Annotated in this window: 11 protein-coding genes; 5 read left to right on the plus strand and 6 right to left on the minus strand. The window is 71.4% G+C overall.

Annotated elements, in window-relative coordinates; all coding sequences use genetic code 11:
- Positions 1-13: 13 nt before the first annotated feature.
- On the minus strand, positions 14-1,186 hold the full coding sequence (coxB, locus tag ACGHC0_RS19900; protein ID WP_368352599.1) for a cytochrome c oxidase subunit II: 1,173 nt from the start codon (positions 1,184-1,186) through the stop codon (positions 14-16).
- Between the two features lie 540 nt (positions 1,187-1,726).
- Positions 1,727-2,644 carry a biotin synthase gene (locus ACGHC0_RS19905; RefSeq protein ID WP_415266532.1) on the minus strand — a complete coding sequence of 306 codons (918 nt, stop codon included), beginning with the start codon at positions 2,642-2,644 and terminating at the stop codon, positions 1,727-1,729.
- A 43-nt stretch (positions 2,645-2,687) separates the two neighbouring features.
- On the opposite strand from ACGHC0_RS19905, the gene ACGHC0_RS19910 reads away from it, so the two are divergent.
- Together ACGHC0_RS19910 and ACGHC0_RS19915 are read left to right on the plus strand one after the other, a co-directional pair.
- Positions 2,688-3,404: a phosphoribosyltransferase family protein gene (locus ACGHC0_RS19910; protein ID WP_415266533.1), complete on the plus strand. Its 717-nt coding sequence runs from the start codon at positions 2,688-2,690 to the stop codon at positions 3,402-3,404.
- Positions 3,405-3,522: 118 nt separating this feature from the next.
- Positions 3,523-3,999 carry a tRNA (cytidine(34)-2'-O)-methyltransferase gene (locus tag ACGHC0_RS19915; RefSeq protein WP_019701915.1) on the plus strand — a complete coding sequence of 159 codons (477 nt, stop codon included), beginning with the start codon at positions 3,523-3,525 and terminating at the stop codon, positions 3,997-3,999.
- Between the two features lie 19 nt (positions 4,000-4,018).
- On the opposite strand, the gene ACGHC0_RS19920 is transcribed toward ACGHC0_RS19915, so the two are convergent.
- Positions 4,019-4,954, minus strand: a complete 936-nt coding sequence (locus tag ACGHC0_RS19920) for a LysR family transcriptional regulator (protein WP_368352602.1) — start codon at positions 4,952-4,954, stop codon at positions 4,019-4,021.
- Between the two features lie 225 nt (positions 4,955-5,179).
- Between ACGHC0_RS19920 and ACGHC0_RS19925 the strand changes: the two genes are divergently transcribed.
- Positions 5,180-5,506: a DUF4148 domain-containing protein gene (locus ACGHC0_RS19925; RefSeq protein ID WP_368352603.1), complete on the plus strand. Its 327-nt coding sequence runs from the start codon at positions 5,180-5,182 to the stop codon at positions 5,504-5,506.
- Between the two features lie 141 nt (positions 5,507-5,647).
- Here the strand turns inward: ACGHC0_RS19925 and ACGHC0_RS19930 are convergent, their stop codons facing one another.
- From ACGHC0_RS19930 to ACGHC0_RS19940, 3 genes are all read right to left on the minus strand, one after another.
- The gene (locus ACGHC0_RS19930; RefSeq protein ID WP_415266534.1) at positions 5,648-6,115 is read right to left on the minus strand and encodes a MaoC family dehydratase; all 468 of its coding nucleotides are present in this window, start codon (positions 6,113-6,115) and stop codon (positions 5,648-5,650) included.
- 56 nt (positions 6,116-6,171) lie between these two features.
- Positions 6,172-6,792 carry an AAA family ATPase gene (locus ACGHC0_RS19935; RefSeq protein WP_368352604.1) on the minus strand — a complete coding sequence of 207 codons (621 nt, stop codon included), beginning with the start codon at positions 6,790-6,792 and terminating at the stop codon, positions 6,172-6,174.
- 98 nt (positions 6,793-6,890) lie between these two features.
- The gene (locus ACGHC0_RS19940; RefSeq protein ID WP_415266535.1) at positions 6,891-7,529 is read right to left on the minus strand and encodes a LysE family transporter; all 639 of its coding nucleotides are present in this window, start codon (positions 7,527-7,529) and stop codon (positions 6,891-6,893) included.
- A gap of 143 nt (positions 7,530-7,672) precedes the next feature.
- Between ACGHC0_RS19940 and kefC the strand changes: the two genes are divergently transcribed.
- Both kefC and ACGHC0_RS19950 read left to right on the plus strand, forming a co-directional pair.
- Entirely contained in the window at positions 7,673-9,562 is a 1,890-nt protein-coding gene (kefC, locus tag ACGHC0_RS19945; RefSeq protein WP_415266536.1) for a glutathione-regulated potassium-efflux system protein KefC, read from the plus strand.
- 82 nt (positions 9,563-9,644) lie between these two features.
- Positions 9,645-13,883, plus strand: a complete 4,239-nt coding sequence (locus ACGHC0_RS19950; RefSeq protein WP_415266537.1) for a DUF4132 domain-containing protein — start codon at positions 9,645-9,647, stop codon at positions 13,881-13,883.
- The last annotated feature ends 10 nt before the right edge of the window (positions 13,884-13,893 follow it).

Consider the following 13,893-nt stretch of genomic DNA (forward strand, 5'->3'; position numbering starts at 1 on the left):
TGCTTTAGCTGTCTCACTTGCCACGCTGGGCCACGATTTCCGCGGGCTGGACGATCTGGCCGGTCTTGTTGGACCAGGCGTTCTTCGTGTAGCTGACCACGGCCGCGAGGTCGGTGTCGCTCAGCTGCGCCCAGGAGGGCATGGCGCCGCCGGCCGCGCCCTTGAGCACGATGTGGATCTGCCTGGTGTGGTCCTCGTCCTTCACGATGGCCGAGCCGTCGAGCGGCTTGATGGGGCCGGCGCCCTTGCCGTTGGGCTGGTGGCAGGCGGCGCAGTTGGCGGCATAGACCTTCTCGCCGCGGGCCACGATGTCGGTCAGCGTCCAGACCTTGTTGGGATCATCGGCCTTGGCGGCGGCCTTCTTCTTCTCGGCGGCGACCCACTGGGTGTAGTCGGCAGCGGAGAGCACCTTCACGTGGATGGGCATGTAGGCGTGCTCCTTGCCGCAGAGCTCGGCGCACTGCCCGTAGTAGTCGCCGACCTTGTCGGCGCGGAACCAGGTGTCGCGCACGAAGCCGGGGATGGCGTCCTGCTTGATGCCGAAGGCCGGCACCATGAACGAATGGATGACGTCGTTGGCGGTGGTGATCACGCGCACCTTCTTGCCCACGGGCACGACCAGGGGGTTGTCCACCTTGAGCAGGTAGTCCGGCGGCGCATCGGCGACCTTGCCGCTGTCGGAGAGCCGGCGGTGGCTGCTGTCGAGCGTGGAGACATAGGCCAGGCCCTGGCCCTCGCCGTTGATGTAGTCGTAGCCCCACTTCCACTGGTAGCCGGTGACCTTCACCGTGAGGTCTGCGTTGGTGGTGTCCTTCTGGGCGACCAGCACCTTCGTGGCCGGCAGCGCCATGAGGATCACGATGATGAAGGGAACGATGGTCCAGATGACCTCGACCGTGACGGACTCGTGGAAGTTGGCCGGCTTGGCGCCCTGCGACTTGCGGTGCTTCCAGATGGAATAGAACATCACCGAGAACACGCCCACGAAGATCAGCGTGCAGATGACGAGCATCATCCAGTGCAGGAAATGCTGCTCCTCGGCGATGCGCGTGACGGGAGGCGCAAGATTGAGCTGGCGCACGGCCGGGCCGCCGGGGAGGTCCTGCACCGCGTGCGCAGCGCCCCCCACCCATGCTCCGCACAGCAGCAGCAACGAAGGCAGCGGGTTGGAAATGCTTTTCTTCATAGTTCTCACTTCTCAGCCTCAATTAACCCTTTCCCCCAGGGCGCACCCGCGTGGGTCGGGTGGCGCCAGGGGGCATGCGGATTCCGACAGCCGGGGCGCGGCGGCCCCCGGCCGCGGTGCCCCGGGTTCCGCACGAACCCGGCGTGATCGAACGCGCGGAGCCGGCAGCGCCGCGCAGGTGTCTCTCTCCTGTTCCTGCATGCACCGGCCCGCTGCCCCGCAGGGCGGCCAGCCGTGCATGGCGCAGCATGCCGTCCCCGTGTCGCGATTGCAATAGCGCAGGCGCCATCCGCGGCCCGGCCCAGTACAAACCATGAGAAGGAAGGAGGCGGCCGTGCGACAGGTCGGCGGGGCCATGGCGCGCGAAGGCGCCACGCACTGGGGCAGGCGCGCGGCGCGGGGTGCTCAGGCCCGTGCATGCTGCGCACAGGCCGGCCAGCCCCATAGCCCGCAAATTGTAGCTTGCGGTGGATTCAGGTCACGGGCCGTATCCGACCGGGAAAACCCGCCGCGCGCCGCGGCGCAGGGACGGCGGTGGCCTCAGGGCCCGGGCGTGCGCCCCTGGCGCAGCATGGCGCGCATGTCCTGCAGGGACACCGCACTGCTTTCGCTCACCTTGAGCCGGGGCGTCGGCTTGAAGGCGTGGCCGTAGATGATCTCGAAGGTGAGCGCGAGCTGCCCCCCGTGGTCGGGGCTGGCGAGGCGTTCGGCCAGCGCCTGCTCGAGCCGGTCGCGCCAGGCGCGGCCCCGCAGCGCGGGAAAGCGCGCGGGATGGAAGTTGCGGCCGAGTTCGCGCAGTTCCTGCAGCACCCGTGCGGGCGTGGCGAAGGTCAGGGTGATGCGCTCCATGTCCATCACCGGCTCCGCGAAGCCCTGCTGGACCAGCATGTCGCCCCAGTCGTGCATGTCGGTCATGGCGTGCCCCGCGGGCGGCCATCCCAGGGCCGCGTGGAGCGCGTGCAGCTCGCGCACGGTGTCGGGCCCCAGGCAGGAGAACATCAGGTAGCCGTCCACGGCCAGAGCACGGTGCCAGCGGGCGATCAGCGACTGCGGATCGGCCGAGAGGTGCAGCGCCATGTTGGCCCAGAGCATCTGCACGCCGCCATCGGGCGGCAGGCCGAACCGCGGCGCGCCGGATGACCAGCGCCCCGGACTCCACCAGGGCCGCGCGAGCGCCTCGCGTGCCGCCGGCTGGTGCTGCGGCGCGGTCTCGGCGATCCACGCCACCGCCCCGGGGTAGCGGCGGGCCACCAGCCCGTGCCCCTGCAGGCCGCCGCGCACCGGGTCCCAGTCGGCCCAGGCCGCTGGCGCCTGCCGGATCCACTGCAGCCGGTCTTCCATGCGGCGTGCGACCTCCTCGTGCAGCCACGGGGAGGCAGCGGGCGCGGCGGCATGCCAGCGCGCGGCGGCGGCCGGGTCGATGGTGGGGGGAAGCTGGCGGTCGGGGGGCGCGGACATCGGGGCGGAGGGCGGAAAGCGGGTCGGGCAGTATATTGATGCCATGTGGAAGCAGTGGTTCTCGGGGATATCGGACGGACTCGCCGCCGCCGTCCGCGCGGTGCCCAGCCAGTGCGCGGTCTGCCATGCCTGGCCGGCGCGCCGCGTGTGCGATGCCTGCGCCGAACGCTTCGCCCAGCCCCGCTCCCGGTGCGCGACCTGCGCCCTGCCCGTGCCTGAGGGCGTGCGCCGCTGCGGGGACTGCCTGCGCGATCCCCCGCCCCTGTCGGCCTGCGTCGCCGCAGTGGACTATGGCTATCCGTGGTCGGACGCCCTGGCCGGGTTCAAATTCCACTCGGACCCTGGCTGGGCCGCCAGCCTGGCCCTGCTGGTGCGCGCGGCGCCCTGGGCCGAACCGCTGCTCGATGCGGCGGACGCAGTGCTGCCGGTCCCGCTCGCGCCGGAGCGCCTGCGCGAGCGCGGCTTCAACCAGTCGGCGCTGCTGGCGGCGGCGCTGTCGCCGGAGCGCTGCGACGCGCGCACCCTGGTGCGCCTGCGCGCCGCGCCGGCCCAGAGCAGCCTCTCGCGCGCCGGCCGGCTGCGCAACCTGGACGGCGTATTCGCCGTGGCGCCGGACCGCGCCGCCCGGGTGCAGGGCCAACGCATCGTGCTGGTGGACGACGTGATGACCACCGGTGCGACGCTGCATGCCGCCGCCCGCGTGCTGCTGCAGGCCGGTGCCACCCGGGTGGACGCCGTGGTGCTGGCGCGCACGGCCTGAAGAGCGGGAAGGGAGGGCCCATGGCCGAGCCGGGCAGGCTGCGCCACTCGATACATTTTTTTGCAATCTGCCGTCCACCACGCCGGGGTGCCCGCACGCGGCGGCACACAATAGGTCCATGTTCCACATCGTCCTCGTCGAACCCGAAATTCCGCCCAATACCGGCAACGTGATCCGGCTGGCCGCGAATACGGGCTGCACCCTGCACCTGGTGGAACCGCTGGGCTTCTCCATGGAAGACAAGCTCATGAAGCGCGCGGGCCTGGACTACCACGAATACGCGGAAGTCCGGCAACACGCAGGCTGGACGGCTTTCCTGCGCGACGCCCAGCCCAGCCCCGAGCGCGTGTTCGCCATGACCACGCACGGCGTGCATACGGTCTATGAGAGCCTGTTCCTGCCGGGCGACTGGTTCGTGTTCGGCGCGGAAAGCCGCGGATTGCCGCCCGAACTGCGGGACGCCTTCCCCCCCGCCCAGCGCCTGCGCCTGCCGATGCTCCCGGGCCAGCGCAGCCTCAACCTGTCGAATGCCGTCGCCGTGACGGTGTACGAGGCATGGCGGCAGAACGGGTTCGCACTGCCCGAACCGGCCTGAAGGGCCGCTCTTCGCCGCCCTACCCCTGCGCTCCCGGGGCCTGCATGGCCTCCTCGATGGAGCGGCGCGTGCGCTGGCTCAGGAAATCCAGGAAGGCCCGGGTGCGCGCGGGCATGAACTTGCGGCTCGGCAGTGCCGCATACAGCGTGAAGTGCCCCGTGGTCCAGGATTCCAGCACGCGCACGAGGCGGCCGCTGCGCAGATAGGGCGCCGTCAGGTCGAGTGGCTGCGAGCTGATGCCCGCACCGTCCAGCGTGGCGCGCAGCAGCGTGTCGATGTGGTTGGACACGCACACGGGCTGCACCGCGACCTCCACCACGCGCCCTTCGTCACCGCCTTCGAGCAGGCGCATCACGCCCGGCCGGGTCTCGGAGCGCCGGCGCAGCAGGCACTGGTGGTGCTTCAGGTCTTCGGGAACCTGCGGAACGCCGTGCGTGCGCAGGTATTCGGGCGAGGCGCAGACGATGCCGTCGAGCGAGACGATGGGCCGGGCGATGACGTTGGCATTGAAGCGCTCGTCGGCACCGAGCAGGGTGATGTCGTAATCGCCGATAGGCGGATCGAGGGAGGCATCGGCGTGGATCTCCAGCGTGACGCGCGGATGGGCCTGGCGAAAGCCGGCGACCAGCGGGGCAAGGATGTGCACGGCCAGCGCCGGGGGCGCCAGCAGGCGCAGCACGCCAGCGATCTCGGAGGTGTGCGCCTGGGCGACGGCGAAAGCCTCGTCCACGTCCGCCAGGATGCTGCGCACCCGCAGCAGGTAGGCCTCCCCGGCTTCGGTGAGCGAGACCCTGCGGGTGGTGCGCTGCAGCAGCCGCGTGCCGATGTGGTCCTCGAGGTCGGCCACCAGCCGGGTGACGGCCGCGGGAGAAAGATCCAGGGCCCGGGCGGCGGCGGCGAAGCCGCCCTCGTCCGCCACGGCCTGGAAGACGCGCATGGTAAGCAATCTATCCATGTTCGCAATGAAGGTGATCCATGAAATCAGATTATTTCAATTTCATGAATTAATCATTGCCGCCGATGCTGTTTTTCCCGGGGTTAACCCTGCGTACAGTCGGTTCCATCGATGAGCGACCCGTCGGGCTCACCGAGGCAGGACAAGACCGGCGCCGCGCCCTCGCGCAGCAAGCCGGCCTTGCCCGGACATTTCCCGACGCATGGAAAGACAAAGGAACACATCATGAACCGCAAGCCTCTCGCCATTGCCGCAGCCCTGCTCGCACTGACCGCCGTCTCCGCCCAGGCCGACAACCGCATCCAGGGCGACTGGAACAACTACCCGGCCGTGAACGACACCGCCCCCAGCACCCTGACGCGCGAAGCCGTGATCGCCGACCTGGTGGCTGCACGCCAGAACGGCACCATGCCGCGCAGCGGCGAATGGAGCGACGTCCCCGCTCCGCTGGCCGTGTCCAATGGCAACACCCAGGTGGTGACCCGCGACCAGGTGCGTGCAGAAGCCATCGCGGCAGCCCGCTCGCACGAGATCGTCAGCGGCGACCATTGAGACCGCGCCGCAGCGCCCTGCGCCCCGGCGACGGGACGTGCGAGCGCCGCACGCAGAACACAAGCCCGCCCATGGCTTCAGCCCGGCGGGCTTTTTCACGCCTGCACGGCGCCCGTGCGAGGCGAGCCGGCAGCCAGGCGATCAGGGTTTCGCGCCGTAGTTGCGGGTGAGGGATTCGGCCACGCACACGGGTTTGTCGGCACCCTCGCGCTCGATCGTGGCCTGCCAGGTCATCTGCACGCCGTCCGGCGGCGCGGGCTCGCAGGCCTGCAGCGTGAGCCGCGCCCGCAACCGGCTGCCCACGGGCACGGGCGACATGAAGCGCACGCGGTTGAGGCCGTAGTTGACGCCCATGCGCGCGCCCTCGATGTCGAAGGCGGCCTCGAAGAAGCGCGGCAGCAGCGACAGCGTCAGGAAGCCGTGGGCGATGGGGCCGCCGAAAGGCCCCTGCGCGGCACGCTCCGGATCGACGTGGATCCACTGGTGGTCGCCCGTGGCCTCGGCGAACCGGTTCACCTGCTCCTGCGTGACGGTGATCCATTCGGTGACGGCCACCTCGCTGCCGACGCAGGCCGCCAGCTCGGAATACGACTGAAAGGTCTTCTTCATGCCCTGCACTGTAGTGCGCGGGCCGCGCCGGGGCGTGTCGGCCCGGCGACAGCGCGTCAGCCGCCGGAGAGCCAGTCGCAGATGGGCTTCCACTGCTCCAGGTCGCGAGCGACCCGGCCGGGCGAGACGTCGAAGAGCGACAGCCCCTGCGCCGCGAGGTGGATGTAGTTCTGGGTATCGCGGAGCATGCCCAGGACGGGCAGCCCCAGTCCCTCCACGAACTCCTGCAGCTTGTCGGCGGCGATCGTGCGCGCGTCCACGCGCATGCCGACGATGCCGATCTGCGTGGACGCTGCCTGCCGGTGGGCCGCCAGTTCGTCGAGGAAGCTGCGGGTGGCGAAGATGTCGAAGACGCTGGGCTGCAGCGGCACCACCACCTTGTCGGCGAGCTTGAGCACCTCCTTGAGCGGCGCGCCGTGCAGGCCGGCCGGGGTGTCCAGCACCGCATGGGTGGCGTCGCGCGGAGGGCGCGGCACGGCGCCGGCGGGTGTCTCCCAGTCGGCGATGGGACGCGCGGCCGGCGGCCGCAGGCTGCGCCAGAGGCGGGACGACTGCTGGGGGTCCAGGTCGCCGAGGGCGACGGTGTGGCCCTGGCTCGCGAAATAGCCGGCCACGTTCATGGCTAGCGTGGACTTGCCGACACCCCCTTTGGGGTTTGCCACTGCGATCACGGGCATGTGCGACTCCTCGATGGCGGAACTCGTTCGGGTTGGGACGCCGATGGTAGCGCCACGGCGTGACGGCGCAAACCGTCCGCGGCCGCGGCGGGCCGGCGTCAGGCGTGCTGCCCGCCGCGCCGCACGAAGAACAGCCCGGCGCCCACGGCCATGAGCAGGCCGCCGAAGACGCGGTTCTGGTTGCGTACCGCCCGGGGGCTGCGCAGCAGCCGCCGCAGCGCGCTGGCGCTGGCGGCATAGCCGTGCATGACGGTGAGGTCCACCACGACCATGGTGGCGCCCAGCGCGAGCAGTTGCGTCCACAGGGGCCGCGATTCCGTCAGGAACTGCGGCAGCACCGCGACCATGAAGATGATGCCCTTGGGGTTGGTGGCGTTGGTGAGGAAGCCGGCGGCGCAGCGGCGGCGCCAGGAGACGGCGGGGGCGGCCCCTGTGTCGCCCAACACCGAGGCGCCGCCCGCGCGCCACTGGGTGAACCCGAGATAGATCAGGTAGCACGCGCCCATCACCTTCACCGCGCTGAACGCGCTCTCGGACGCCAGCAGCAGCGAGCCCACGCCGGCACCGGCGATCACCAGCACGAGCAGCAGGCCCAGTTGCAGGCCGAGGATGGTCGCGCCCGTGCGGCGCACGCCGTAGGCCAGCCCGTGGCTCATGGACAGCACGGCCCCGGAGCCGGGCGAGAGGGCGATGAGGCAGGCGGCGGCGGCGAAGGCGAGCCAGGTGTGGAAATCCATGGGAAGGCAGCAGGAGAAAATGGAACGGGGATGCCGTGCCGGCATGGCCGCCGACACGGTGGAGCATGTTAACGGGGCACAATGCCCCGGCGCTCCCTCTTCCGCCACCTCTTCTCGTCCCTGCCGCTGCCGACACCGCGTCCATGGCCCACGCACCCACCTGGCTCACCTACGGATTCCTCTACCTCGGCGCCGCCGTACTGGCGGTGCCCATCGCGCGCGCGCTCGGGCTCGGCGCCATCATCGGCTACCTCGCGGCCGGCATCGCCATCGGCCCGTGGGGCCTGGGCCTGGTGAGCAATGTGCAGGACATCCTGCATTTCGCCGAGTTCGGGGTCGTGCTGATGCTGTTTCTCGTGGGGCTCGAGCTGCAGCCGAGCCGGCTGTGGAGCATGCGCCGGCCGATCTTCGGGCTCGGCAGCGCGCAGGTGCTGGGCTGCGCGGCCCTGCTGTGGGCGGTGGCCTGGGCCTGCGGGCTGCCGTGGCGCGTCGCGCTGGTCGGGGCACTGGGGCTGGCGCTGTCGTCCACCGCGATCGCGCTGCAGGTGCTGGCCGAGCGCAACCTGATGCGCACGGACAGCGGGCAGAAGGCATTCTCGATCCTGCTCTTCCAGGACGTGGCGGCCATCCCCATCCTCGCGCTGCTGCCGCTGCTGGCCGCCGGCGCGGAGGGCGCGGGCGGCGCGGCGCAGCCCCACACGGCCGGCGGCCTGGCGCTGGAGGCCGCGAAGATCGTCGGCGTGGTGGGCGGGATCGTGCTGGGCGGGCGCCTGCTGCTGCGCCCGCTGCTGCGCTGGATCGCGCGCAGCCGCACGCCGGAGATCTTCACGGCCGCGGCGCTGCTGCTGGTGGTCGCCACGGCCATGCTGATGCTGGCCGTGGGCCTGTCGATGGCGCTGGGCGCCTTCCTCGCCGGCGTGCTGCTGGCCGAGAGCGAATACCGCCGCGAGCTGGAAACCGACCTGGAGCCGTTCAAGGGCCTGCTGCTGGGCCTGTTCTTCATGGCCGTGGGCATGACCATCGACTTCGGCGTGCTGATGCGCTCGCCCTGGACCATGCTGGCGCTGCTGTTCGGCTTCCTTGCCGTGAAGGCGGTGGTGATCCACACGCTCGCGCGCGCCACGGGCATGGCCTACCAGGAGCGGCCGGTGTTCACGCTGCTGCTGGCGCAGGGCGGTGAGTTCGCGTTCGTGGTGTTCCAGACCGGCGCGGGGGCGGGGGCGATCCCGGCGGAGACGGCATCGCTGCTGATCGGCGCCGTGGCGCTGTCGATGCTGCTCAGCCCGCTGCTGCTCACGGCGATGGACCGCGTGCTGCTGCGGCGCCATGCGCGCCTGGGCACCGAGCCACCGCCGGAGGTGGAAGAGATATCCGAGCCGCAGGAGGCCCCGGTGATCATCGCGGGCTTCGGCCGCTACGGGCAGATCGTGGCGCGCATGATGCTGGCGCAGGGCGTGCCGGCCACGGTGCTGGACCACAGCGTGGACATGCTGGAGGTGGCGCACACCTTCGGCTACCGCGTGTTCTACGGCGACGCCACGCGGCTGGACCTGCTGCGCATCGCGGGCGCGGCGCAGGCGCGCGTGCTGGTGGTGGCGGTGGACGACACCGAGCAGTCGCTCAAGATCGTGAAGCTCGCGCGCAAGCACTTCCCGCAGCTGGAGATCGTGGCCCGCGCGCGCGACGTGACGCACTGGAACGCGTTGCGCGACCTGGGCGTGACGCGGGTGGAGCGCGAGGTGTTCGAGTCCAGCCTGAAGACCGCGCGCACCGTGCTGGAGGTGATGGGCATGCCGGCCGATCAGGCCGAGGCGCTGGCGAACCGCTTCCGCCACCACAACATCGCCCTGGCCGACCGCATGTACCCGCACCACAAGGACCGCGCGAAAATGATCGCCGTGGCCCAGCAGGGCCGCCAGCAACTGGTGGAGCAGATGGCCAAGGAACGCCAGGAGCAGGCGGCCGCTGCCGCGGCACAGGGCGGCGGTCCGGCGCCCGCGGAGGGCGCGGGCCCGCCGGCCGCCAGCTCCTGATCCCGGCCGGCATCCGGCCGGCCCCGGCGGCCCTCTGGCCGCCGCCCCTTGAGGCTCTTTTTCCGAAAGGACTCACGACTTCATGCGCCGTTTCGAACTGATCGAAGGAAGCTCCAGCAAATTCTGGGAAGTGGAGCAGGCCGGCTCCGACCTGAACATCCGGTGGGGCCGTATCGGCACCGCCGGGCAGAGCCAGACCAAAGCCTTCGCCGACGCGAGCAAGGCCACGGCCGCAATGGCCAAGCTGGTCACCGAAAAGACGGGCAAGGGCTACGCGGAGGTCGGCGTGGCGGCCGGGGCGGCGATCGGCGCCACGCCGGTGGCTGCCGCGAAGCCGGCCTCCGCCAAGGCGCCCGCTCCGGTGCCCGCGGCCGGAAGTACCCCGGCGGTGGCTGCGGCGGCATCGGGACAGACCGCGGCATCCACCCAGCCCGTGGCAGCGGTCCCGGCTTCCGTGCAGGCACCGCCACCGGCCGAAGGCCTGGATGCGCAGTGCGAGCGCGCTGCCTTCGCCATCCGGTCGCAGATCGCCGACGGCACCCTGAAAGTGGGCGACGTGCTCTCGGCGGCCGTGATCAAACGCCAGCACGGCGTGAGCGACCAGGGCGCAGCCATGGCGTTCGAGCAGCTGAAATCCGAAGGCATGCTGCAGGGCTGGGGCACGACGGGGCAGGTCGCTCAGCAGGCCCAGGACCTCGCTCGCGCGCTGATCACCGAAGCTGCGGCACACGCCGCGCAGGAAAAGGCCACGCCCAGCGCACCGGCCGCGGTCGCGGGGGCCGCCGGCAGCGGCGAGGCGCAGGTGCCGCCCTGGCTCGCCGAAGGCGAGCCGGTGCGCCTGTCGCCGCAGATGAAGCGCGACGCGTACCCCTCGCGCCGGTTTCCGCGGCCACGGCCGGTGCTGCCGCTGGACCAGGCATGGCAGCGGGCGCGCACCGCGCTGACCGTGCGGGCGGACGTGCCCGGCACCGATGCCGCGCTGCGCGACACCCTGCAGCGCGCCATCGACCGCCTGGGTCAAGACGATGCATCGGCCGATGCAGAGGCCGATGCGGTGCTGCTGGCGCTGGCGCTCTCCACGTGCGGCTACCACGGCGAGTATGCCCGCGGTGCCGCGGCAGTGGACTACCTCGTGGCGCAGTACGGGCTGCCGGGCGCGGTGGACCTCCTGATCGCGGCGCAGCGGATCGCGGTCACGCCCACCTACGACCAGAATGCGAAACAGCGCGTTCTGCAACTCTCCAGCACCGTGACCCGCCCCTTGAGCGACAGCTGGCGCGGCCCCGTGGGCCGTGGCGAAGAGGCGTTCCGCGAGTATCTGGCGGCCGCGCCGCAAGCCGAGTGGGAGGCCTGCGCGGACCGGATCGAGGCGGCCCTGCCCTCGCTGCATCCCGTGCAGCAGCCCGTGCTGGCGCTGCTGCTGCCGGACCGGCCTGCCCTGTCGGATGCGCTCGCGCACCGGCTGTCCACGGAGAAGGACGCGCCCGACACGCTGCACTGGCTGCTGCTCACGGCGCAGGACCCTGCCGCGCTGGCGATCGCCGCCAAGACGCGTCCGACCCATTCCCACAGCTTCTGGACCCAGGAAGGCATGGTGGCCACCGCCGTGCGCGAGCGCGGCTGCGGCGCGGTGGCGGTGCTGGAGCGCGGGGCCGGCAACGAAGCCGCTGGCGAGGCGCTCGCCGCCATCGGCACTCCCGAGGCCGTGTCCGCACTGGCCCGGGTCGCGAGCGAATCCAAGAGCGAGCTCGCCCGGCTCTCGCTGGCGGTGGACCGCTGGCCGCTCGCGGGCATCGCCGCGCTGTCGCGGCTGGTGGCTGCCGACGGCAAGGAAGCCGGCCTGCTGACGCCGATGCTCTCGCGCCTGCTGCGCGCGCACGGCGACAGCCTGCCGCTGCTGCGGCCCTGGCTGGACGCCGCCGCGCAGGGCGCCATCGACCGGCGGCTGGCGCTGCTCGCAGGGCCCGCCGAAGTGGCGGCGCCGGACGAGCTGCCCGACGTGCTGGCCCGCCCGCCGTGGCTCGCCAAGACCGCCCGCAAGACGGCCGCGGTGCTGGCGCTGGAGCCGCTGCCGCTGGCGCCCGTGGAACAGTGGACACCGGGTGCCCGCGAGGAGGCAAAGCGCCTGAACTCCTGGCAGATGAACCGCTACGCCAAGTCCGCCCAGGATGTGGATGAAATGCTGAACCTGCTGGGCTTCGACGGCCGAAAGCAGCAGCAATTTGCCCCCATGCGCAAGGATGCGGGACAGGCCGTCCGCGCACGCGATGCCGAAGCGCTGATCGCGGCCTGGCGCGCCATGGTGGCCGAGCGCAAGCGCGAACGCTACTACTGGTACACGCTCGACACCACCGCCGTGGCGCACCTGCCGCCGGAGATGGCCGTGCCGTTCTGGAACGCCGTGGCCGGCCAGATGGAGGGTGGAGACATCGGATACGCGATCGCCACGCTGGGCCTGCCCGCGTTGCCGGCACTGGCCGCCATGGTGCGCCTGAAGCCGGCCGAGAACCTGGCCTGGGCGATGCACTACGGCGCGGTGGAGATCGCGCCCACGGCCGCGCGCGCCTTCGCCAAGCTCAAGACCGCACGGGCCGCGGGCCGTGCCTGGCTGCTCAAGTATCCCGAACATGCGGCCTGCGCGCTCATCGCGCCGGCACTGGGCAAGGCCGGCGAGGCGCGCGACTGCGCGGGTGCGGCCCTGCGCCTGCTGTGTGCCCAGGGCCACGAGGCCGTGCTGCTCGATGTGGCGGCACGCCATGGCGACGATGCCGTGGTGCAGGCACTGCGTGCGGTACTCGACGAAAGCCCGCTGGACCGCTTTCCCACCAGGCGTGCGAAGCTGCCGGAGTTCTGGCAGCCGCGCGGCTGGCGGCGGCCGGTGCTGCAGGGCGGTCCGGGCCAGGGCAAGGCGCTGCCGGACGATGCGCTGGACGCGCTCGGGCAGATGCTCACCTTCCCCACCAGCGAAGAGGTGTATGCCGGCATCGCGATGGTGCGCGAGGCCTGCACGCCCGAATCGCTGTCCGACTTCGCCTGGGATGCCTTCAGCGCCTGGCTGGGAGCGGGCGGCCCGTCGAAGGAGGGATGGGCGCTGACCTCGCTGGGGCTGCTCGGCACCGACGACACGGCCCGCCGGCTTACGCCGTTCATCCGTGCCTGGCCGGGCGAATCGGCGCATGCGCGCGCCGTCACGGGCCTGGACGTGCTCGCGCAGATCGGCACCGACGTCGCACTGATGCTGCTCAACGGCATCGCGCAGAAGATCAAGTTCAAGGGCCTGCAGGACAAGGCGCGCGAGAAGATCGCGGCGATCGCCGAGGCGCGCGGCCTCACGCCCGAGGAGCTGGAGGACCGGCTCGCGCCCGACCTGGGCCTGGACGCGCAGGGCACGCTGCGGCTGGACTTCGGACCGCGGGCGTTCAAGGTGGGCTTCGACGAGGCGCTCAAGCCCTATGTGCGCGAGATCTCGGCGGACGGCAGCGACGGCGCGCGCCTGCCGGACCTGCCCAAGCCCAAGAAGACCGACGACCCCGCGCTGTCGCAGGAGGCGGTGGAGCGCTTCAAGCTGCTGAAGAAGGATGCGCGCACCATCGCCAGCCAGCAGCTGCTGCGGCTGGAGGTGGCCATGTGCGCGCGCCGGCGGTGGACGCCGGAGGTGTTCCGCACCTTCCTGGCCGACCACCCGCTGGTGCGCCACATCGTGCAGCGCCTGGTCTGGGGCGTGTACGAGGTGGAGGACGGCGGCAGCTACGGCGGCCGGCTCGCGGCCTGCTTCCGCGTGGCGGAGGACGGCAGCGCCACCACCGCCGAGGACGATCCCTTCGACATTCCGGACGGCGCACAGGTGCGCATCGGCGTGCCGCATGCGCTGGAGATCACGCCCGCGGACGCGGCAGCCTTCGGGCGGGTCTTCGCGGACTACGAACTGCTGCAGCCCTTCCCGCAGATCGGCCGCGACACCTACACGCTGACCGAAGCCGAGAAGGCAGACATCAAGCTTTCGCGCTGGACGAAGGCCAAGGTGCCCACGGGCCGCGTGCTGGGCCTGGTGAACAAGGGCTGGCGCCGCGGCCAGGCGCAGGACGGCGGCGGTATCTGGTATTTCACCAAGCCGCTGGGCGCCGACCGCGTGATCGAGCTGCACCTGGACCCGGGCATCATCGTGGGCATGGTGGACGAATACCCCGAGCAAGAGCTGGGCGACGTGCAGGTCGGCAAGCCGACGGCCTGGGGCGAGATGCAGAATGCCGAGCCCATCGGGCGGCTGGACCCCATCTCCGCCAGCGAACTCGTGCGCGACATGGAGGGGCTGCGCGCCTGACCTGCCACAG

This window comes from Acidovorax sacchari (genome assembly GCF_042847045.1).
Taxonomy (GTDB): Bacteria; Pseudomonadota; Gammaproteobacteria; order Burkholderiales; family Burkholderiaceae_C; genus Paracidovorax; species Paracidovorax sacchari.